We start from the raw sequence: 20,613 nt of genomic DNA, 5'->3' as shown, positions 1-20,613 counted from the left end.
TCCAGCAGAAGCGCCCTGGGGCCGTCACCCCTGTGCGGATACCGCCGCGGGCCCCGTGAGCGTCCACCCCGGGGCCTGCGGGTGGGCCGTCAGGTCGTCGTGGCGGACCTCCTCGCCGCACTCCGCGCAGGTGACGACCGGGACCAGTTCGTGGCCGGCGCCGGGGCCGGGGCCGCCGACGTGTTCGAGCACCATGGGGCGGTCGCCGTCGGAGAGATGGCGGTCGCCCCACGCCATGAGCGTGAGCAGTACCGGCTCCAGGTCGAGGCCGGCCCGCGTGGGCCGGTACTCGTAGCGCGGCGGCTTCTCGCTGTACGCGACCTTCGCCAGCAGGCCGGCGTCGACGAGCCGCTTCAGCCGGGTCGTGAGCACGTCACGCGGAGCACCGATGTTGCGGACCAGCTGGTCGAACCGCGTGGCGCCCAGGGACACCTCGCGCAGCACGAGCGGGGAGTACTTCTCGCCGACGACAGCGAGCGTGCGGGCGATCGAACAGGGGCGGGCGTCCTTCATGCGCACCAGTCTACGGGGTGGGTTGGTTCCTCCAACTTACTCGGTTACTGTGGAGTCACTTGGTGAGTTGGAAAAACAAACCCACTCCACTGACTCCGAGGGGGCCAGACCATGCGCGACGCCGTCATCGTCGAAGCCGTACGCACCCCGATCGGCAAGGGAAAGCCGAACGGTTCGCTCGCCCATGTCCATCCCGTGGAACTCCTCGCCCACACCCTCCGTACGCTCGTCGAGCGGTCCGGGGTCGACCCCGCGCTCATCGACGACGTGATCGGCGGCACGGTCGACCAGGTCGGCGAGCAGGCCATGAACACCACGCGGTACGCGGTCCTGTCGGCGGGCTTCCCCGAGTCGGTGCCCGCGACGACGGTGGACCGCCAGTGCGGCTCCTCCCAGCAGGCCGTGCACTTCGCGGCGCAGGGCGTCATCTCGGGGGCGTACGACCTGGTCGTGGCCTGCGGGGTGGAGTCGATGAGCCGCGTGCCCATGTGGTCGAACGTGTCGGCGGGCAAGGACCCCTTCGGGCCCGGGGTGGCCGAGCGGTACCCCGAGGGGCTCATTCCGCAGGGCATCAGCGCCGAGCTGATCGCGGCCAAGTGGTCGATCTCCCGGGAGCAGATGGACGCCTTCGCGGTGGAGTCGCACCACCGGGCCGCGGCCGCGTGGGAGAGCGGGCTGTTCGCCGACGAGGTCGCGCCGCTGGAGGGGGTGACACGCGACGAGTGCGTGCGGCCCGGCAGCACCGTGGAGGTCCTGGCAGGGCTGAAGCCCGCCTACCACGACCCGGACTTCGGGGAGCGCTTCCCACAGATCGACTGGAACGTCACCGCGGGCAACGCCAGCCCCGTCAACGACGGCGCCTCGGCCGTGCTCATCACGTCCGGCGAGACCGCGGCCCGGCTCGGCCTGCGGCCACTGGCCCGGCTGCACAGCTTCGCCGTCACCGGGTCCGATCCGCTGCTGATGCTGACCGGGGTCGTCCCCGCCACGGAGAAGGTCCTGCGCAGGGCCTCGCTCACCCTGGACGACATCGACCTCTTCGAGGTCAACGAGGCGTTCTCCAGCGTTGTCCTCGCCTGGCAGCAGGAGACGGGGGCCGACCTCTCCAAGGTCAACGTCCACGGCGGGGCGATCGCGCTCGGCCACCCGCTCGGTGCGAGCGGGACGCGACTGACGACCACGCTCGTCCACGCGATGCGGGCCCGTGGGGCCCGGTATGCCCTCCAGACGATGTGCGAGGCGGGTGGGTTGGCCAACGCGATGGTCCTGGAGGGGGTGTAGTTGTTGGGGCGGGTCTCGGTGAGGTGTCGGGTGCGGGCCGTCTGTGGCCGAGCGCGCAGTTCCCCGCGCCCCTGAAGCCGGGGCTGCGCCCCAGGCTTTCGTCTTTCAGGGGCGCGGGGAACTGCGCGAGCGGCCCCCACCGGGGCCGCAGCCGACCACGTCGCCCGAGTGGGCGGGGCCGCCTAAGGAGCCCGGAAGTGGTGGCGCTTGCGCCAGGCGACCATCGCGCCCGCCAGTGCCGGGAGGGCGATGAAGGCCATGGCGATCAGGAAGGCGGGGGAGGTCGGGGTCGAGGCACGGGCGCCGGCGACCGCGTACGCCGCGGTGTTGGGGATCGAGCCCAGACCGGTGGCGAGGAGGAACGGGAACCAGCCCATGCGGGACACGGACGCGCAGTAGTTCGCGGCCCAGAACGGCACCCCGGGGAAGAGCCGTGCGGCCAGCATCGAGCGGAAGCCGTGCCGGCTGAGCTGCCCGTCGGCGGCCAGCAGCCAGCGGCCGCGCAGCAGCGGCCGCAGCGCGTCCTGACCGAGCATCCGGCCGAGCCCGAAGGCGATCCCGGCGCCGAGGACCGTACCGGCGAGCGCGGCCCCGAGCCCCAGTTGCGAGCCGAAGAGGGCGCCCGCCGCGAGGTTCAGGATCGGCCGGGGCACGAAGGCGACCGTGCACAATCCGTACGCCACCGCGAAGATCACGGCCGCCGCGGCACCGTTCAGCTGGGGCGGCCAGCCGTCGGCCAGCAGCTTCTGTGGCTCGAACAGCAGCACCGTGGAAGCGGCGGACAGCAGCAGCGCCACCAGCAGGGCGAGCCGGGACCATGGCGAGAGCAGTGCTCTCGTGCAACGGGCGGCCAGGCCCGTCGGCGCGGCGGCGAACTCGGCGGGGACGAGTTCTGTCGTGGGGAGTGGGGGAGTGACCGTGGCGGTGCCCCCAGAGCGGGTGGTGGCATCGAGCATCCGGCGACACTAACCGACCCATGTGTGTGATCGCCGTATGGTTCGTCTCATGGGCGTCACAGCTTCCGGAACGTCAGACGGCCGTTCGGAACCGCCGCACAGCGTTCTCGCGGACACCGTGCTGGCGCGGCTGACCGCCACCTACGCCGCCGCGGCCGATCCGGAACGGGCCGCGCCGATGCGCGCGTACATGAAGGACATCGCCCCTTTCCTGGGCCTGACCACGCCTGATCGCCGCGCGCTCTCCCGCACGGTCCTGCTGGGGACACCCCGGCCGGACGAAGCCGACTGCACGGCCGTGGCGTTGCGCTGCTGGCGGTTGCCGGAGCGCGAGTACCAGTACTTCGCCGTCGACTATCTCCGCCGGCATGTGAGGCGTCTCTCGTCCGGTTTCCTGCCCGTGGCACGTCATCTCGTCTCCACGGCCTCCTGGTGGGACACCGTCGACCTGCTCGCCGCCCACGTGGTCGGAGGGCTCGTGGCCGCCGATCCAGAACTGCGGACCGAGATGGACAGGTGGATCGAGGACGACGACCTGTGGGTCGCCCGCACCGCCCTCCTCCACCAGCTCCGGTACAAGGAGGCCACCGACACCGAACGTCTCTTCGCCTACTGCGTCCGCCGGTCCGGGCATCCCGACTTCTTCCTGCGCAAGGCGATCGGCTGGTGTCTGCGCGAGTACGCCAGGACGGATCCGGACGCCGTACGGGACTTCGTCGCCCGCGAGCGCGACCGGCTCTCACCGCTCTCCGTGCGCGAGGCACTCAGGAACATCGGCGCCTGACGCGGTGCGCGGCGGCCGAGGACCAGCGAAAACCATTCGACTCGGCCGGCCCCGTCAGCGATGATCGCCTCATGTTCCGGTACGCCTTCCCTTTCGCAGCGCCCGCAGTCGCGGACGCCCCGGAGGCTGCCGTCCTGAACACCGTGGCCGCCACAGAAGGCGCCCGAAGCTGACCCTTCCCGGATCGTCCGGCGGACCCCGCAGGGGGAGGGTCGGCAGGTCCTCGGGGTCCCCGTTCCGGCCGATCTGACGCCGGGGCCATCACTCAGCTCCGCTGAAACCCAAGAGGCTTCGAGGTACAGCCATGCCCAAGACGGCTTACGTGCGCACCAAACCGCACCTCAACATCGGCACGATGGGTCATGTCGACCACGGCAAGACCACCCTGACCGCCGCCATCACCAAGGTCCTCGCCGAGCGCGGCTCCGGCACCTTCGTCCCTTTCGACCGCATCGACCGGGCGCCGGAGGAGGCCGCGCGCGGCATCACCATCAACATCGCGCACGTCGAGTACGAGACCGACACCCGGCACTACGCGCACGTGGACATGCCCGGCCACGCCGACTACGTCAAGAACATGGTCACGGGCGCGGCCCAGCTCGACGGGGCGATCCTGGTGGTCTCCGCGCTCGACGGGATCATGCCCCAGACCGCCGAACACGTGCTGCTCGCCCGGCAGGTGGGCGTCGACCACATCGTCGTCGCCCTGAACAAGGCCGACGCGGGGGACGAGGAGCTCACCGACCTCGTGGAGCTCGAGGTCCGCGAGCTGCTGACCGCGCACGGTTACGGGGGCGACTCCGTACCGGTCGTCCGGGTCTCCGGGCTCCGGGCGCTGGAGGGCGACCCGCGGTGGACCGAGGCGATCGGCGCGCTGCTGGACGCCGTGGACACGTACGTACCCATGCCCGAGCGGTACGTGGACGCGCCGTTCCTGCTGCCGGTGGAGAACGTGCTCACGATCACCGGCCGCGGCACGGTCGTCACGGGGGCGGTCGAGCGCGGCACGATCAGGGTGGGCGACCGGGTCGAAGTGCTGGGGGCCGCCGTGGACACGGTGGTCACCGGTCTGGAGACGTTCGGCAAGCCCATGGACGAGGCGCAGGCCGGTGACAACGTGGCGCTGCTGCTGCGCGGTGTCCCGCGCGACGCCGTGCGCCGCGGTCACATCGTCGCGGCGCCCGGCAGCGTCGTCCCCGGCCGTCGTTTCTCCGCGCAGGTCTACGTCCTGTCGGCGCGGGAGGGCGGGCGGACGACGCCGGTGTCCACCGGCTACCGGCCGCAGTTCTACATCCGCACCGCGGACGTGGTCGGCGACGTCGACCTCGGCGAGGGCGTGGTCGCGCGGCCCGGCGACACCGTCACCATGACGGTCGAGCTCGGGCGTGACGTACCGCTGGAGCCGGGGCTCGGGTTCGCGATCCGCGAGGGCGGCCGGACGGTCGGCGCGGGCACGGTGACTGCCGTCGGCTGAACCGGCACCGCTGACTGCCGTCGGCTGAACCGGCAACGCTGACCGGCGCCGAACCGGCGTTCGGCAACCGGCTCACGGCCGGGACTGGCGCACGGCCGGGACTGGCTCGTGCCGGGACCGGCTTACGCCGAACCGGTTTGTGCCGGGGCCCTGTTGTCGAACCGGTGCCCGTCTTTCGTTGTGTGCGGGAGGCGGGCGCCCGCGCGGCGTGTCAGCCCGCCCGGGCCCGGCCCGCCCGGGCTCGGTCCGGTCCAGGCTCGGTCCGGTCCGGTCCGACTCGGCCCGACTCGGCCCGGGGCGGTAGGAACGTGAGTGCGTTTCGGGGTGGTGCGGGCGAGGATGGGGGCCATGACGAGTCAGCAGGCACGCCGTAGAGCCGAGATCTTCGCCGCGACCGGGGAGGCCGGACAGGACGGCCGCTTCCGTACGTCCGCCACCGTCGGCGAGCGCCGCATGCTCGGTGACGTCCTGGGCGCCCAGCGGGCGACGCTGGAGATGAAGTGCGCGGGACTGACGGGCGAGTTGGCCCTGCGGTCCGTGGCGCCCTCGACCCTCTCGCTGCTCGGACTCGTACGCCACCTCACCGACATGGAACGCCGCTGGTTCCGACGGGCGCTGGCCGGACAGGACGCCCCCGCGCTGTTCTCCTCGGCGGAGCGCCCCGACGACGACTTCGACGGCGCGGTCGCGGACCCCGCGGTGATCGCCGGCGCCTGGCGGGCATGGCGTGCCGAGGTGGAGTTCTCGGACCGCTTCGCCGCCGAGGCGTCCGGCCTCGACCTGGTCGGCGAGGACTCCTGGCGCGGGCCGGTCTCGCTGCGCTGGGTCCTCCTCCACATGATCGAGGAGTACGCCCGCCACAACGGCCACGCCGACCTCCTGCGCGAGCGCATCGACGGAGCCATCGGCGTGTGACCCGTGACGCGGGCACAATGGACCCGTGGACGAGCCGATACCCGTGACCAGGACCGTGGATCACGGGACCGCCAAGCTGATGCCGGACGTCGACCGGGACCGGGCCTGGCTGCTGACGGTCGACGGCGCGCCGCAGTCGTACGTCGACCTGGATGAGCCGACACACCTGGAGTTCGAGTACGCGCGGCGGCTCGGCCACGTCCTCGACTCCGTCGCCGTGCCGGGGCGCCCGCTGGACGCGCTGCACCTCGGCGGCGGGGCGCTCACGATGCCGCGGTACCTCGCCGCGACCAGGCCCGGGTGCCGGCAGGACGTGGTGGAGGCCGACAGCGGACTCCTGGACCTCGTCGTCGAACACCTGCCCGTCCCCGCGGACGCGGGCATCGCGCTGCACGGCGCGGACGCCCGCGCCTGGCTCGAAACCGCTCCCGACGCCTCCGCCGACGTCCTGATCGCCGACGTCTTCGGCGGCTCGCGGGTGCCGGCGCACCTGACCTCGGCGGCGTACGCGCGTCAGGCCGCGCGGGTGCTGCGGCGCGACGGCGTGTACCTGGCCAACCTCGCCGACGCCGCGCCCTTCGCCTTCCTGCGCTCGCAACTCGCCACGTTCGCCACCGTGTTCGAGGAGCTGGCGCTGATCGCCGAACCGGGCGTGCTGCGCGGCCGCCGCTTCGGCAACGCGGTGCTCGTCGCCTCGCACCGGCCGCTCGACACCGCCACGCTCATGCGCCGCACGGCTTCCGACGCCTTTCCGGCACGGGTCGAGTACGGGGACACGCTGCGGATCTTCATGGGCGACGCGGAACCCGTACGCGACGAGGACGCGGTGCCGTCGCCGGAGCCGCCGGACGGGGCGTTCAGCATCGGCTGAGCTCCGGAGCCGGGCCGGGGCGTGGGCAGGGTAGGGGCGGTCAGAGGGCCGGGCGGCTCTCGGAGGGGGTCGGGTCGGTCTTCGTCGGCAGCCCCTGCGCCACTTCCTTCGTGCGGCGCGTCAGATTGCGTACGTCGGGCACGAACAGCACCGCGGCCGTCACCACGATCACCAGGACCGCGCAGCCCCACAGGGACGCCGTACGTCCGAAGACCGACTCGGCGGGGCCCGCCAGGGCGGTGGCGAGCGGGACCATGGCGATCGACCCGAACCAGTCGTACGCCGAGACACGGGAGAGCTTGTCCTCCGGTATCTCCTGGTGCAGCGCGGTCATCCACGAGACGCCGAACACCTCGATGGAGACGCCGGTCACGAACATCACCGCGCACAGGGCGCCGACGGGCAGCGGGACCGCGAGCGCGGCGGACGGCAGGGCGAGCGGGAACACGCAGAGCGTTCCGGCGAGAAGCAGCCGCCGGGGTTTCCAGCGCATCATCAGCAGCGCGCCCCCGACGGTGCCCCCGCCGAACGCGGCGAGGGCCAGGCCCCACGGGCCGGCGCCGCCGAGGCTGTCCCGGGCCACCAGTGGGCCGTACACCGCCTCGGCCGCGCCGACGACGGCGACCACGACCGAGAACTGGGCGACGATCGCCCACAGCCAGGGCCGCCCGACGACCTCCCGCCAGCCGTCGCGCAGGTCGGTGAGCAGGCCGGTGCCCGGGACCCGGGGCGGTATGTGCCCGACGTCGAGGAAGGCGCGCAGACCGCCCGCGACCGCGAAGGCCACCGCGTCCACCGCCAGCACCCAGCCGGGGCCGACCACCGCGACCATGGCACCGCCGAGCGCGGCGCCGCCGAGCCCCGCGCCGTGCATGGCGAGGCGGAACACCGCGAAGGCCCGGCCGGCCTGCTTGCCGGTGACGGAGGAGAGCAGCATGCCCTCGGCGGCGGGGTTGAAGAACGCCTGCCCGGTGCCGCCGAGCGCGGTCAGCAGCATCATCTGCCAGAGCTGCGGCTCACCGGCGATCACGAGTGCCGCGAAGGCCGCCTGGGAGACGCAGTTGAGCGCGTTGGCCGCGACCATCACGCGGTGCCGCGGCAGGCGGTCCGCGACCGCGCCGCCGATCAGCAGGAAGAGCACGAGGGGCAGGGTGCGGGCCGCCGCCACCAGTCCCACGTCGCCGCCGTCGCCGCCCTCGTCCAGGACGGCGAACGCCGCCGCGATCAACGCACCCTGGCTGCCCAGGTTCGTCACGACCGCGGCGGCGGTCAGCAGGGTGTAGTTGCGGCCCGCCCAGGCGGGGCGGCGCAGTCGGGCGGCGGAGTCGGCGACGGGCTTCACCTGGCGACTATCCCCGCCGGCGGGCCGACTTGCCAAACCGGTTCTCGGCCTCTTCCGCGACGAGACGCCCTAGCCGTCCGTCGGCGCGTCCTCGGTGAGGCGTACGGTGCTCAGGATCTTCTGGACCGTCGCCTCGGGGATCTCGTCCCCGACGCCCTTGGCGCCGTACAGGTTCCAGGTGACGAAGTCGCCCGCGCCGTTCTTGAACGCGAAGGTGATGGCCTTGCCCTCGCTGTCGCACTTCTCGTTCTGCGGCGTGTTGCTGGAGTACGCCTTCGCGACGCTGCCCGACAGGCCCGACTTCGTCGTGTACGGCTTCGCCTTGTCGAACTTCACGCTCTTCTTGTCGGGCTGCGTGTAGCCGCCGAAGATCCACCACGGCACGCGGGTCTCGGCCGCCTCGGCCGCGTCCTTGGCGCCGTTCTCGCCGCGCGTCCCGGCGGTGGCAAGCGCCGTGTCCTCCTCGCGGCCGTCCTTGTCGCTGTCGCTCGTGCACCACTTGGACTTGAGGTAGGCGGGGGCGGTGACCGTGGTGCGGTCGGTCTTGCCCTTCTCCTCCCACTCGAACCCGACGCTCGTGTCGGTGCTCTCGATCTCCCACTCGGCGGGCACGTCGAACATGGTGCCGAAGCGGGGATTGATCACGACCTTCCAGCCCGCGACGGTCGGCTTCTCGGTGTCCGTACCACGCGGGTTGTCCTCACCGGTGGACGCGGACGCGCTCGGGTCCGCGGGCGCGCTCGCCGACGGCGACCGCTTCGCCTTGCCGTCCTTGTCGCCGCCCGCCTCGTCGTCCTTGTCGCCGCCCAGGACCAGCAGGCCCGTGACACCGGCCGCGACGACCACGGCTGTGGCCGCCACGATCGCGACGAGCTTCGTCCTGTTCCCGCCACCGCCGCCCGACGGGGGCTGCGGCGCGCCGGGCGCGCTCCAGCCGGGCTGCATCGGCTGGGTGTGCGCCTGCGGTCCCGGCTGCTGCCATCCGGGCTGCTGGTACGGATTCGGCTGCTGGTACCCCGGCTGCTGGTACGGGTTCTGGTTCGGGTCCTGCGGGTTCTGCTCGCCCCCGGGCGGCTGGTTTCCTGGCCACATGGCCAGTAACCCTAGTGCCGCGTCGGACACGGTGGGGTCACTGCCCCTCGTCAGGCGTGTACCGGAACAGGAGTCAGATACGTCCTAATGGAGACGTACCGGTACCGGGAGTGCCGTCGCGTGTGATCCGGAGCAGGTGTGATCCTGCTGTTCAGAAATCGCTACTCGTGGGTAACATTCGGCCATGAGCGCAGATCAGATGTCGATCGGCGAGATGCTCGCCGCCACGGTGCCGATGGTCCGGACCCTGAAGCTGGAGTATCTCGAGACCACTCCCGAGAGGGCCGTGCTCGCGCTGCCCGATCAGAGCGAGTACCACAACCACGTGGGCGGACCCCATGCCGGCGCGATGTTCACGCTGGGGGAGTCGGCGAGCGGGGCGGTCGTGCTGGCCGCGTTCGGGGATCAGCTGGCGCGGGCCGTGCCGCTCGCGGTGACCGCCGAGATCGCCTTCAGGAAGCTGGCCCGGGGGCCCGTCACGGCCACCGCCACACTGGGCCGCCCGATCGCCGACGTCGTCGCCGAACTCGACGCGGGGCAGCGGCCGGAGTTTCCGGTCGCCGTCGCCATCCGGCGCGAGGACGGCGCCGTGACCGGTGAGATGACGGTCACCTGGACACTGCGCCCCAACAGCTGACGACACCGCCCGAACCGCCCCCGGCCGTCGCCTCCGACGCGTCACCCCTGGACGTCGGCGGCGGCGGTCTCCGGCGGCATGTTGTACGGGGTGACGACCTGGATCGCCGACGGGAGCGAGGGGGCCGGGTCCGCGGGCAGGGCGTCGTGGGCGCGCATGATCGCCCGGCAGGCGGTGCGCATGTCCTGGCGCAGATCGTGGTGGAGCACGGCGGACAGGCGCCCGGCGCGCAGCAGACGGGCGTTGTCGTGGTCCAGGTCGTGGGCGACGAACACGTCGCACGGCCGCCCGACGGCGTCGAAGGCGTCCAGCGTGGCGTTGTTGCCCCCGCCCATCGAGTAGACCGCCCTGAGGTCCGGGTCCTGCCGGAGCGCGTCGAGCACCAGGTCGTACTGGGTGGCGTCCAGGCCGTCGCTGTCGGTGACCTCCACCAGGCGCCGGGCCGGACGCAGCGTCCGCATCGTGGCCCGGAACCCCATCTCGCGCTCCTCCTCACCGCGGAAGAAGCCGCGGCTGATGGTGGTGAGGACGTGACCCGGGCCGTCGCCCAGCCACTGGCCCATCAGGTATCCGGCGGTGGCGCCCGCCGCCCGGTTGTCTATGCCGACGTAGGCGAGCCGCCCGCTGGCGGGCAGGTCCGTCACCAGGGTCACCACCGGGATGCCCGCGGTCACCAGCCTGCCGACGGCCGCCGTGACCTCCGGCACGTCGGGAGCCTTGAGGATCACGCCCTGGGAGCCGCGCCGGGCGATCCGGTCCAGCGTCGCGATCAGGCCGTCCGGCGCGCCGGTCTCCCGGAAGTGGAAACGGCAGCGCAGCACCGCCGGGTGCAGCGACGGCAGTTCGGCCTCCAGCGCCGTGCGCACCGCCGTGGAGAACCGCTCCGGCGTCTGCATGACGATGTCCGTCATGAAGGTGCGGCCGGTGAGCCGGACCTGGGTCCGCTGCCGGTCGAGGTCGGCGACGGCCTGGTGCACCGACCGGGCCGTGCTCTCCCTGACGCCACCCCGCCCGTTCAGGACCCGGTCCACGGTCGCCTCGCTGAGGCCCGCCTGACGGGCTATCTCCCTGATCGCGTACGGGTGGCCCATGCGCCGGCTCCTTGAGGGGTTTTTGACGGCTCGCTGACGATTGCCTGAGGGGTGCGGCGTCACAAGAATGACATCAACGCGTCGCCACGGTCCCGGACGGTACGCGGCGACCGCCGAGGACGACCCCGAGAGGACGACGATGTCCCGCACCCTTACAGGACCCCGCACCCCGGCGGGACCCCGCACCTGGCTGTCCGCCGACGACTGCGATCTCGACGCCTTCCGCGAGCTGGTCGAGCGGGAGACCGACGTGGCGGATCACCCGTACGCCGCCGCGGTCGAGCGGAACGTCCTGCTGTACGACAGCGAGCGCCTGCGCGCCGAGATCCGTACGCCCCAGGGCCGCCGGGACGTCCAGGCGGAACTGGTCCGGGCGCTCGCCGAAGGCCCCGGCATCGTGGTGTTCAAGGGCGCCTTCCCCGACCGGGGGATCCTCGACCGGGCGAGCGGGACCTTCGACGCCCTGATCGCCGAGCAGCGCGCCTCCGGCGCCACCGCGGGCGACCACTTCGCCACGCCGGGCGCCAACGACCGGGTCTGGAACGCGCTGGAGAAGTCGGCCCTGCGGGACCCCGAGGCGTTCGCGGACTACTACGCCAACGACATCCTCGCCCTGGTCGCGCACGCCTGGCTCGGCCCCGGCTACCAGGTCACCTCGCAGATCAACGTCGTGAACCCGGGCGGCGCCGCGCAGACCGTGCACCGCGACTACCACCTGGGCTTCCTGAGCAACGAGGCCGCCGCCGCGTACCCCGCGCACGTCCACCGCCTCTCTCCGGTGCTGACGCTCCAGGGCGCGGTCGCCCACTGCGACATGCCCGTCGAGTCCGGCCCGACCATGTACCTCCCGCACTCGCAGAAGTACGAGCCCGGCTACCTCGCCTGGCGGCTGCCCGAGTTCCAGGCGTACTTCGAGGCGCACCACGTGCAACTGCCGCTCGCCGCCGGAGACGCCGCGTTCTTCGACCCCGCCCTCTTCCACGCCGCCGGACACAACAGGTCGGCGGACATCCGCCGCATGGCCAACCTGCTGCAGGTCTCCTCCGCCTTCGGCCGGGCCATGGAGACCGTGGACCGCGAGGCCGTCTCGAACGCCGTCTACCCGGTGCTGCTCCGGCGCGCGGCGCAGGGCGCGAGCCAGGAGTGGCTGGACACGGTCGTCGCGGCCGGCGCGGAGGGCTACCCCTTCCCGACCAACCTGGACTCCGACCCGCCCGTCGACGGGCTGGCGCCGCCGTCCCAGGCGGACCTCGTCCGCCGCGCCCTGACCGAGGGCTGGGATCCGGACCACCTGCGTGACGCACTGCGGGCCGCCGCGGGGCGCCGCGAGAGCTGAGGGGAACACCGAGCATGGGACTTCTCGAGGACAAGGTCGTCCTGGTCAACGGCGGAAGCCAGGGCGTCGGCGCGGCCGTCGCCCGGGCCGCCGCCCGCGAGGGCGCGACCGTCGCCGTCACGGGCCGGCGTCCCGGGCCCGGCGAGGCACTGGTCACCGAGCTGACCGGCACCGGCGCCAAGGCCCTGTACGTACGGGCCGACCTCGCCGACGCCCGGCAGGCACTCAGCAGCGTGGCCGAGGTGACCGCCGCCTTCGGCCGCGTCGACTGCCTGGTCAACTCCGCCGGGCTCACCTCGCGCGGCACGCTCCTCGACACGACCCCGGAACTGTTCGACGAGCACATCGCGATCAACCTCAAGGGCCCGTTCTTCGCCATGCAGGCCGCCGTGGCCGACATGGTGGCCCGGAAGGCACCCGGCACGATCGTCAACGTCATCACCAGCTCCGCGCACGGCGGACAGCCCTTCCTCGCGCCGTACGTCGCCGCCAAGGCCGGACTCGCCGGCCTGACCCGCAACGCCGCCCACGCCCACCGCTGGGACCGGATCCGGATCAACGGCCTGAACATCGGCTGGACGGCGACCGAGGGCGAGGACGCCACCCAGCGGACCTTCCACGACGCGGGGGACGACTGGCGCGAACAGGCCGCCGGGCGGCTTCCGATGGGCAAGCTCGGGCAGCCCGACGAGATCGCCGACTTCGTCGTGCTGCTGCTCTCCGACCGCAGCGGTGTCGTCACCGGCTCGGTCATCGACTGGGACCAGAACGTCCTCGGCGGACTCGACTGATCCGCCGCACGGCGGACCCGGCCCCGAACTCAAGCACGTCATCAAGGAGCCCCTGAACCATGCGTATCGGCATCCTCGGCCTCGGCCGGATCGGCGCCTTCCACGCCGAGACCCTCTCCCGGCTCGACGTGGTCGAGTCCCTCGTCGTCGCCGACCCGTACCGGGGCGCGGTCACGGCGGCCGTCGAACGCTTCGGCGCCGAGGCCAAGGACTCGCCCGAGGCCGTCCTGGCCGCCGGCGTGGACGGCGTGGTCGTCGCCGCCGCGACCGACGCCCACCCCGGGCTGCTCCTCGCCGCCGTCGAGGCGGGCGTGCCGGTCTTCTGCGAGAAGCCCGTCGCCCGCACCATGAAGGAGGGCGTCGAGGTCCTGCACGCCGTGCTCGACAGCGGTGTGGAGATCCAGATCGGCTACAACCGGCGCTTCGACGCCGGATTCGTGGCCGCCCGCACCGCCGTCCGCAGCGGCGAACTCGGCCCGCTGCACACCGTGCGGTCCACCACGCTCGACCCGGCGCCGCCCCCGGCCGCGTACGTCGCGGCCTCCGGAGGGATCTTCCGGGACTGTTCCGTGCACGACTTCGACATCATCCGCTGGGTCACCGGGCGCGAGGTCACCGAGGTGTATGCGACCGGCAGCAACCGCGGGGAGCCCTACATCGCCGAGGCCGGGGACGCCGACACCACGGCGGCGGTCCTCACCCTCGACGACGCCACCCTCGCGGTGGTCTCCAACTCCCGCCACAACGCGCGCGGCTACGACGTCCGCATGGAACTGCACGGCTTCCGGGACAGCATCGCGGTCGGCCTGGAGGACAAACTGCCGCTGCGCTCCGTCGAGCCCGGCGTCACCTTCCCCGCGGGCACTCCGCACGACTTCTTCATGGACCGCTTCGCCGAGGCGTACCGTGCCGAACTGAGCGCGTTCACCGATGTCGTCGCCGGCCGGCTGACCTCTCCGTGCACCGTCGCCGAGGCGCTGGAGGCCGGCTGGATCGCCGAAGCCTGCACACTCTCCCTGCGGGAACACCGCACCGTGACGATCGAGGAGGTACGCGGCGCATGACCGTCCCGGTCGAGCCACTGCGCATCGGAGTGCTGGGCGCCGCCCGCATCGCCGATCTGTCCCTCGTCGGCCCGGCCCGCGTGACCGGCCACCGTCTCGTCGCGGTGGCCGCCCGCGACCGGTCCCGGGCCGAGACGTTCGCCGCCGAGAACGACGTCGAACGGGTCCTGGACTCGTACGCCGACGTGATCTCCGACCCCCGGGTCGAGGTGGTCTACAACCCTCTGGCGAACGGTCTGCACGGCCCGTGGAACCTCGCCGCGCTCGCCGCGGGCAAGCACGTGCTGACGGAGAAGCCCTCCGCGAGCAACACCGAGGAGGCCCTGGAGGTCCAGGGCGCCGCCGACAAGGCGGGCACCGTATTCATGGAAGCCTTCCACTACCTCTTCCACCCCGTCACCCGGCGCCTGCACGAACTGCTGGAGTCCGGCGAGCTCGGGGAGCTGCGGCACGCCGAGGCGTTCGTCGCCGTCCCCGCCCCGCCCGCCGAGGACCCGCGCTGGTCGTTGCCGCTGGCCGGCGGCGCGCTCATGGACCTCGGCTGCTACAGCGTGCACGCCCTGCGGATGCTGGCCCCCTGGGCGGGCGGGGCACCCACCCTGGTCGCCGCCAGGGGCGGTGGCCGCGAGGGCGCTCCCGAGGTCGACGAGTGGCTGGACGCGGACCTGGCCTTCCCGGGCGGGGCGACCGGGTCCGCGCGCTGCCACATGGACCACGGCGAGCTGCGGATGACCTGCCGGATCGTCGGGTCCCGGGGTGAGGCGACCGCGATGAACTTCGTCCTGCCGCACCGGGACGACCGCGTCGTCGTCCGCACGCCCGAGGGGGAGCGGACCGAGCAGCTCGGCAAGCGGTCCTCGTACACGTACCAGTTGGAGGCGTTCGCGGCGCATGTGCGGGGGCGGGGGGTGCTGCCGCTCGATGCGGGGGACGCGGTGGCGACGATGCGGTTGATCGACGACTGTTACCGGGGCGCCGGGTTCGCGCCCCGGCCCCGTACGGAGATCTAGCGCGCGCGGCCGGTTCGTCGGGTGCGGGTGCGTGGGGGCTGGTCGCGCAGTTCCCCGCGCCCCTGACGAGAACGCGCAGTTGCCCGTGCCCCTGAAACGAGCGCGCAGTTGCCCGTGGTGGTCAGGTGTAGAAGGGCGGGCGGTCTACGAGGGTGACCTCTGTGCGGGTGCCCTCCTGCTGGGCGCGGACGCCCGCCTCGCAGACCGCGGCCGTGGCGTAGCCGTCCCAGGCGCTCGGCCCGGTGACCTCGCCCCGCCGGGTGGCGTCCACCCATGCCTGCATCTGGCGGTCGTACGCGTCCTCGAAGCGCTCCGTGAAGTCCTGCGCGATGGCGCCGCCCCAACGGCCCGCCTGGTGGGTGACCAGGGCGTGGCCGTCCCCGATACGGGCCGTGCCGCGCTCGCAGACCACCTCGGCCTGCACCTGGTAGCCGAAGCCGCAGTTGACGTTGATCTCGACGTCCACGATCGCGCCGCCGGCGGTCTCGAACACGACGAACTGCGGATCCTGCAGGCCGGTGGGGGCGTTCTCCGACGGTGTCGGCTTGAGCACGGTGACCGCGGTGATCTCGTGGCCGAGCAGCCAGCGCGTGATGTCCATCTCGTGCACGACGGAGTCGTTGATGAGCATCTCGCTGGTGAAGCCGGGCGGGGTCGCCACATTGCGGTGCCGGTTGTGCAGCATCAGCGGCCGGCCCAGCTGTCCCGTGTCCAGCAGCGCCTTGAGCTTCACGTACTCGGCGTCGTACCGGCGCATGAAGCCCACCTGCACCCTGCGGTGCCCGAGCCGCTGCTCGGCCTCCAGGACGCGCAGGGCCGAGGCCGACCCCGGCGTCAGCGGCTTCTCGCACAGGACCGGCAGGTCGTGCTCGAAGGCCGCCAGCAGGGCCGCCTCGTGGGCGGGCCCCGGGGAGGCGATCAGGACGGCGTCGACACCGTCCGCGGCCATCGCGGCGGCCGGGTCGGTGTACGCGGAACAGCCCTCGATGCCGTCGGCGATGCGCTTGACCCGTTCCGCGTCGACGTCGACCACCGCGGCCACACGGGCCCCGTTCGTCACCTCGTGGAGCCGGCGCACATGGTCGGCCCCCATCTTTCCGGTGCCGACGACGGCCACGCCGAGGGTCGAGTCGCCGGCCATCAGGACTTCCCCTCCGACGCCGCGAGCGGGGCCCGTACGTCCTGGGCCTCGGGCAGTCCGTCGACGTCGACGCCGCGGACCTGGGCCAGCTCGTGTTTGAGGGCGGCGAGTTCGGCCCCGCCGGCCATGTGGTTGGTGAGCTCTTCGAGCGTCACGTCGCTGCGGGCGGCGGAGAGTTCCATGGTGCCCAGGCGCAGGACGCTGAAGTGGTCGCCGACCATGTAGGCGTGGTGGGGGTTGTGGGTGATGAAGATGACACCCAGGCCGCGGTCGCGGGCGGCGGCGATGTACTTGAGCACCACGCCGGACTGCTTGACGCCCAGTGCCGCGGTGGGCTCGTCCAGGATGAGGACGCGGGCACCGAAGTAGACCGCCCGGGCGATGGCCACGGACTGCCGCTGGCCGCCCGAGAGGGTGCCGATCGGCTGGTCGAGGTCGTCCAGGACGATGCCCATGGCGCGCAGTTCGGCGTCCGCGGTCTCCTTCATCGCCGCGATGTCCAGGCGCCGGACGGGCCAGGGCCCCTTGGTCATCTCCGAGCCCAGGAAGAAGTTCCGCCACACCGGCATCAGGGGCACGGTGGCCAGGTCCTGGTAGACGGTGGCGATGCCCCTGTCGAGGGCCTCGCGCGGCGTGCTCAGCCGCACCGCCTCGCCGTCGATGAGGAACTCGCCCTCGGTGTGCTGGTGCAGCCCGGAGATGATCTTGATCAGGGTCGACTTGCCCGCGCCGTTGTCGCCGAGGACGCACGCGACCCGGCCGGGGTGGACGGCCAGGTCCACGCCGTGCAGCGCGCGGACGTTGCCGTACGCCTTGCCGGCGCCGCGCAACTGGACGATCGGCTGTCCGTCGTCCCGGGCCGCGGTTCCGGCCCGGTCCGCGGCCACCGCGTCGGTGACCGGGGCGCTGCCGGTGGCCTCCGTGCCCTCGGTGGCATCGGCGGAGGCGGGGGAGGTGGTGTTGTCGGTCATGGGTTACCTCCGGGTTGCCTGGCGGCGGACCCACAGATTGACGAGGGCGGCGAGCAGGAGCATGACGCCGAGGAAAGCCTTGAACCAGTCGGGGTTCCAGTTGGCGTAGACGATGCCCTGGGAGACCATGCCGAAGATGAACGCACCGATGACCGGGCCGACCGCGGAGCCGTAACCGCCGGTCAGCAGGCAGCCGCCGATGACCGCGGCGATGATGTAGAGGAACTCGTTGCCCACGCCCTCGCCGGACTGGACGGTGTTGAACGAGAACAGGATGTGCATGCCGACGAACCAGGCACCGGCGCCCACGGTCATGAACAGGGCGATCTTGGTGAAGGTGACCGGCACGCCGACCGCGCGGGCGCTCTCCTTGTTGCCGCCGGTGGCGAAGATCCAGTTGCCGAACTTGGTGCGCAGCAGCAGCCAGGTCGCGGCGGCGGCGAGGATCAGCCAGTAGAAGACGGTGATCTTCACGTCGACGCCGCCGATGCCTATCTCCGAGGCGAAGACGGTCCTGGCCTGGTCGAAGCCGTCCATGTCGCTGATCGAGTCGGTGGCGACGTTGCCCGTGTAGAGCTTGGTGACCGCGAGGTTGGCGCCCTGGAGGATCAGGAACGACCCGAGGGTGATCAGGAACGACGGCAGGCCGGTGCGGACCAGCAGCCAGCCGTTGAACGCGCCGACCGCCAGCGCCACCACCAGGGCGACGACGACGCCGGTCCACACGTTCATCGACAGCTGGAAGCTCCACATGCTGGCGGTGAGCGCGGAGGTGGTGACGGCGACACCGGCGGACAGGTCGAACTCGCCGCCGATCATCAGCAGTGCCACCGGCAGCGCCATGATGCCCATGACGGACGCCTCGTAGAGCACGTTGGCCAGCGAGCTCGCCTCACGGAAGGGGGAGGCGACCGCGAAGAAGAAGACGTAGACCGCGATCGCCGCGATGAGGGCGCCGATCTCGGGGCGGGCCGCCAGCCTGCGGACCAGGGACCGCTGGGAGGTCCGGCCGTCCTTGGGAGCGGCCGGCGAAGCCGGCGACGAGGAGCTCGCCGCCGGTGCCGTTGCCTGGGTCATGGGTGTCACCGAGTGCCCTTCGCGGCGAACTTCGCGATGTCGGCCACGTTCTCCTTGTCGACGAACGCCGGACCGGTCAGGACCGGCTCCTGGCCACCCCCGCTGAAGTTGCCGTTGGTCTTGTACAGCCACAGGGAGTCCACCGACAGGTAGCCCTGGAGGTACGGCTGCTGGTCGACGGCGAACTCGATGTCGCCGTCCTCGACGGCCTTGACCATCTCCTTGTTCAGGTCGAAGGTCGCGACCTTCGCCTTGCTGCCCGCGTCGCCCACGGACTGCACGGCGGTCAGGGCGAACGGGGCGCCGAGGGTGACCACGTAGTCAATCGACGTGTCCTGCTTGAGCTTGGCGTTGATCGTCGACTTCACGGACGGCATGTTCGTGCCGTTCACGTTGAGGGTCGTGGTCTTGCCCTTGAACGTCTTCTTCACCCCGGCGCAGCGCGCCTCCAGGGCGACATGTCCCTGCTCGTGGATGACGCAGATGTTGTTCTTGGCGCCGAGTTCGTTGAGCTTCTCGCCGAATGCCTCACCGGCCACGAACTCGTCCTGGCCGAAGTACTCCAGGAGCCCCTGCTCCTTCCAGTCGTCGATGCCTCCGTTGAGGCCGACGACCGGGATGCCCGCCTGCTTCGCCTTGGCGACCACGGACTTCATCGCGTCCGGCTTGGCGAGGGTGACCGCGATGCCGTCGACCTTCTGGTCGATCGCGTTCTGGACGAGGTTGGCCTGCTTCGACGAGTCGGGGCTGTTCGAATAGACGAGCTCGACGTTGTCCTTGGCGGCGGCGGCTTCCGCGCCCTTGCGTATGAGGTCCCAGAAGGTGTCACCGGGGGCCGCGTGGGTGATCATCGCGACCTTCATACGGGGAGTGTCGGCCTTGCCGGCGGACGCGTTGCCCGAGTTCTCCTCGGCCTTCTTGCCGCCGGAGTCGCTGGAACAACCGGTGGCTATCAGGGCCGCCGCGGCGGCCGCGGCGGCGAGGGCGATTCTGCGGGAGCGGGGGCGAGACGTGCGGTCCATCTTTCCGGCACCTCACTGTGCGACAGGGGAGAGGGAGCTGAAAGCTCGGCTGTTCTGATGAGATCTGTTGGGAGGGGATGTAAGTCCCTGATATACCCCGCTGTCAATACTTTGTTAAGACATCATTTCACGACTACGTGAGAATGTAAGTACAAAGTCTTGACATGACAGGGCCCCGGTCTTACACCTAGGACACACCGGTCCCCTGCGTCCGCCCTCCCGGGCGCACCCCCCGGACATCCGCACCGACCACGAGGAGCGACGCGTATGACCGAGTCCTTCGACCTGATCACCATGGGTCGCATCGGTGTCGACCTCTACCCCCTGCAGACCGGTGTACCGCTGGCACGCGTCGAGACCTTCGGCAAGTTCCTCGGCGGATCGGCGGCCAACGTGGCGGTCGCCGCGGCACGCCTGGGGCGTGCGACGGCGATCGTCAGCCGGACCGGCGATGATCCCTTCGGAGCTTATCTGCACCAGAGTCTGAAAGATTTCGGGGTCGACGACCGCTGGGTCACTCCGGTCGACGCCTACCCCACGCCGGTCACGTTCTGTGAGATCTTCCCGCCCGACGACTTCCCGCTGTACTTCTACCGGCAGCCCAAGGCGCCCGACCTGGAGATCCACACCGACGAGCTCGACTTCTTCGCCCTGCGCGCCGCGAAGATCTTCTGGATCACCGGCACGGGACTGAGCGAGGAGCCCAGCCGCTCGGCGACGCTCGCCGCCCTCAAGGCCCGCGACAGGTCCGGGACCACCGTCTTCGACCTCGACTGGCGCCCGATGTTCTGGAAGGACCCCGACGCGGCGCGCCCGTACTACGCGGAGGCCCTGCGGCACGCCACCGTCGCCGTCGGCAACCTCGACGAGTGCGAGATCGCCACCGGGGTCCGGGAACCGCGGGCCTGCGCCGAGGCACTCCTCGAAGCCGGCGTCGAACTGGCCGTCGTCAAGCAGGGTCCCAAGGGCGTCCTCGCCGTCCACCGCGACGGCACCTGCGCCGAAGTGCCCCCCGTGCCCGTCGAGGTGGTCAACGGGCTCGGCGCGGGCGACGCGTTCGGCGGCTCGCTCTGCCACGGCCTGCTGGCCGGCTGGGAACTGGAGAAGACCATGCGGTACGCCAACGCGGCCGGCGCCCTGGTCGCCTCCCGCCTCGCCTGCTCGTCCGCGATGCCGACCGCCGCCGAGGTCGAGGATCTCGTCACCTCCCGCGGCTGAACCGCCACGCGGCTGAACCTCCCGCGG

General features: G+C 71.7%; 20 protein-coding genes. 11 read left to right on the top strand and 9 right to left on the bottom strand.

Going from position 1 to position 20,613, the window contains the following annotated elements; genetic code table 11:
* Window positions 1-24 precede the first annotated feature (24 nt).
* Entirely contained in the window at window positions 25-513 is a 489-nt protein-coding gene (locus ACFYXC_RS25860; protein WP_389554223.1) for a winged helix-turn-helix transcriptional regulator, read from the bottom strand.
* Between the two features lie 111 nt (window positions 514-624).
* Here ACFYXC_RS25860 and ACFYXC_RS25855 point away from each other — a divergent pair, with 111 nt between their 5' ends.
* A complete protein-coding gene (locus tag ACFYXC_RS25855; protein ID WP_389554222.1) occupies window positions 625-1,794 on the top strand; it encodes a thiolase family protein in 1,170 nt (389 codons plus the stop codon).
* Window positions 1,795-1,976: 182 nt separating this feature from the next.
* On the opposite strand, the gene ACFYXC_RS25850 is transcribed toward ACFYXC_RS25855, so the two are convergent.
* Window positions 1,977-2,750 (bottom strand): TVP38/TMEM64 family protein, encoded by a 774-nt coding sequence (locus ACFYXC_RS25850; protein WP_389554221.1) that lies wholly within the window; start codon window positions 2,748-2,750, stop codon window positions 1,977-1,979.
* 49 nt (window positions 2,751-2,799) lie between these two features.
* On the opposite strand from ACFYXC_RS25850, the gene ACFYXC_RS25845 reads away from it, so the two are divergent.
* The 4 genes from ACFYXC_RS25845 (at window position 2,800) to ACFYXC_RS25830 (ending at window position 6,794) form a co-directional block, all read left to right on the top strand.
* Window positions 2,800-3,534 (top strand): DNA alkylation repair protein, encoded by a 735-nt coding sequence (locus tag ACFYXC_RS25845; protein WP_388920213.1) that lies wholly within the window; start codon window positions 2,800-2,802, stop codon window positions 3,532-3,534.
* Window positions 3,535-3,838: 304 nt separating this feature from the next.
* Window positions 3,839-5,008, top strand: coding sequence for an elongation factor Tu (gene tuf, locus ACFYXC_RS25840; protein WP_389554220.1), 1,170 nt, complete (start codon window positions 3,839-3,841; stop codon window positions 5,006-5,008).
* Window positions 5,009-5,356: 348 nt separating this feature from the next.
* Window positions 5,357-5,923, top strand: a complete 567-nt coding sequence (locus ACFYXC_RS25835; protein WP_389554219.1) for a DinB family protein — start codon at window positions 5,357-5,359, stop codon at window positions 5,921-5,923.
* Between the two features lie 25 nt (window positions 5,924-5,948).
* Complete coding sequence (locus ACFYXC_RS25830) at window positions 5,949-6,794, top strand: spermidine synthase (protein ID WP_389554218.1); 846 nt, start codon at window positions 5,949-5,951, stop codon at window positions 6,792-6,794.
* 40 nt (window positions 6,795-6,834) lie between these two features.
* Here ACFYXC_RS25830 and ACFYXC_RS25825 read toward each other — a convergent pair whose 3' ends face one another.
* Both ACFYXC_RS25825 and ACFYXC_RS25820 read right to left on the bottom strand, forming a co-directional pair.
* On the bottom strand, window positions 6,835-8,136 hold the full coding sequence (locus ACFYXC_RS25825; protein ID WP_389554217.1) for an MFS transporter: 1,302 nt from the start codon (window positions 8,134-8,136) through the stop codon (window positions 6,835-6,837).
* Window positions 8,137-8,205: 69 nt separating this feature from the next.
* Complete coding sequence (locus tag ACFYXC_RS25820; RefSeq protein WP_388920197.1) at window positions 8,206-9,228, bottom strand: hypothetical protein; 1,023 nt, start codon at window positions 9,226-9,228, stop codon at window positions 8,206-8,208.
* 199 nt (window positions 9,229-9,427) lie between these two features.
* Between ACFYXC_RS25820 and ACFYXC_RS25815 the strand changes: the two genes are divergently transcribed.
* The gene (locus tag ACFYXC_RS25815) at window positions 9,428-9,865 is read left to right on the top strand and encodes a DUF4442 domain-containing protein (RefSeq protein WP_388920374.1); all 438 of its coding nucleotides are present in this window, start codon (window positions 9,428-9,430) and stop codon (window positions 9,863-9,865) included.
* Between the two features lie 41 nt (window positions 9,866-9,906).
* On the opposite strand, the gene ACFYXC_RS25810 is transcribed toward ACFYXC_RS25815, so the two are convergent.
* Window positions 9,907-10,956 (bottom strand): LacI family DNA-binding transcriptional regulator, encoded by a 1,050-nt coding sequence (locus ACFYXC_RS25810; protein ID WP_389554216.1) that lies wholly within the window; start codon window positions 10,954-10,956, stop codon window positions 9,907-9,909.
* Between the two features lie 139 nt (window positions 10,957-11,095).
* On the opposite strand from ACFYXC_RS25810, the gene ACFYXC_RS25805 reads away from it, so the two are divergent.
* From ACFYXC_RS25805 to ACFYXC_RS25790, 4 genes are read left to right on the top strand one after another with little or no spacing between them, the layout of a single operon-like run.
* Window positions 11,096-12,292, top strand: coding sequence for a phytanoyl-CoA dioxygenase family protein (locus ACFYXC_RS25805; RefSeq protein ID WP_389554264.1), 1,197 nt, complete (start codon window positions 11,096-11,098; stop codon window positions 12,290-12,292).
* Window positions 12,293-12,306: 14 nt separating this feature from the next.
* The gene (locus ACFYXC_RS25800; RefSeq protein WP_389554215.1) at window positions 12,307-13,083 is read left to right on the top strand and encodes an SDR family oxidoreductase; all 777 of its coding nucleotides are present in this window, start codon (window positions 12,307-12,309) and stop codon (window positions 13,081-13,083) included.
* 59 nt (window positions 13,084-13,142) lie between these two features.
* Window positions 13,143-14,147: a Gfo/Idh/MocA family oxidoreductase gene (locus tag ACFYXC_RS25795; RefSeq protein WP_389554214.1), complete on the top strand. Its 1,005-nt coding sequence runs from the start codon at window positions 13,143-13,145 to the stop codon at window positions 14,145-14,147.
* Window positions 14,144-15,157, top strand: a complete 1,014-nt coding sequence (locus tag ACFYXC_RS25790) for a Gfo/Idh/MocA family protein (protein ID WP_389554213.1) — start codon at window positions 14,144-14,146, stop codon at window positions 15,155-15,157. The genes ACFYXC_RS25795 and ACFYXC_RS25790 overlap by 4 nt, the downstream gene beginning before the upstream one ends.
* A gap of 121 nt (window positions 15,158-15,278) precedes the next feature.
* On the opposite strand, the gene ACFYXC_RS25785 is transcribed toward ACFYXC_RS25790, so the two are convergent.
* The 4 genes from ACFYXC_RS25785 to ACFYXC_RS25770 are packed head-to-tail and all read right to left on the bottom strand — an operon-like array spanning window position 15,279 to window position 19,368.
* The gene (locus tag ACFYXC_RS25785; protein WP_389554212.1) at window positions 15,279-16,298 is read right to left on the bottom strand and encodes a Gfo/Idh/MocA family protein; all 1,020 of its coding nucleotides are present in this window, start codon (window positions 16,296-16,298) and stop codon (window positions 15,279-15,281) included.
* On the bottom strand, window positions 16,298-17,269 hold the full coding sequence (locus tag ACFYXC_RS25780) for an ATP-binding cassette domain-containing protein (protein WP_389554211.1): 972 nt from the start codon (window positions 17,267-17,269) through the stop codon (window positions 16,298-16,300). Before ACFYXC_RS25780 ends, ACFYXC_RS25785 begins: the two co-directional genes overlap by 1 nt.
* A 3-nt stretch (window positions 17,270-17,272) precedes the next feature.
* Window positions 17,273-18,346 (bottom strand): ABC transporter permease, encoded by a 1,074-nt coding sequence (locus ACFYXC_RS25775; protein WP_388920176.1) that lies wholly within the window; start codon window positions 18,344-18,346, stop codon window positions 17,273-17,275.
* A gap of 5 nt (window positions 18,347-18,351) precedes the next feature.
* Window positions 18,352-19,368, bottom strand: a complete 1,017-nt coding sequence (locus tag ACFYXC_RS25770) for a sugar ABC transporter substrate-binding protein (RefSeq protein ID WP_388920173.1) — start codon at window positions 19,366-19,368, stop codon at window positions 18,352-18,354.
* A gap of 267 nt (window positions 19,369-19,635) precedes the next feature.
* On the opposite strand from ACFYXC_RS25770, the gene iolC reads away from it, so the two are divergent.
* The gene (gene iolC / locus ACFYXC_RS25765; RefSeq protein WP_389554210.1) at window positions 19,636-20,586 is read left to right on the top strand and encodes a 5-dehydro-2-deoxygluconokinase; all 951 of its coding nucleotides are present in this window, start codon (window positions 19,636-19,638) and stop codon (window positions 20,584-20,586) included.
* The last annotated feature ends 27 nt before the right edge of the window (window positions 20,587-20,613 follow it).

It is taken from the genome of Streptomyces sp. NPDC002701 (genome assembly GCF_042889045.1).
In the GTDB taxonomy this organism is placed as follows: domain Bacteria; phylum Actinomycetota; class Actinomycetes; order Streptomycetales; family Streptomycetaceae; genus Streptomyces.
This window is presented reverse-complemented; position numbering and strand designations above follow the sequence as displayed.